Annotated in this window: 1 protein-coding gene; it reads left to right on the forward strand. The window is 39.6% G+C overall.

Annotation, left to right across the window (positions count from 1 at the left end; translation table 11 throughout):
• The coding region (locus ADI58_RS05025) for a PD-(D/E)XK nuclease family transposase (RefSeq protein WP_049521697.1) at positions 1–321 on the forward strand (321 nt) is incomplete at both ends.

Consider the following 321-nt stretch of genomic DNA (forward strand, 5'->3'; position numbering starts at 1 on the left):
ATTGAGATTCAGGTGCATCATCAGAATTTTTTCATCAATCGCCTGTGGGCTTATCTATGCAGTCAGGTTAATCAAAACCTCGAAAAAATTCGCCAACGTGAAGGTGACACTCACCAGAGTTACAAACATATTGCCCCAGTATACGCTATCGCAATCGTGGATAGTAATTACTTCTCGGATGATTTGGCTTTTCACAGTTTTAGTATGCGCGAAGACATGACAGGTGAGGTCTTAACCATCACAAACAATGGACAAGAAAACCATCTAGTTAAGATGGCATTCTTGGAATTAAAAAAATACAGAGAAACCAGCAAAGACAAG

Source organism: Streptococcus mitis (genome assembly GCF_001074635.1).
Lineage (GTDB): Bacteria > Bacillota > Bacilli > Lactobacillales > Streptococcaceae > Streptococcus > Streptococcus mitis_E.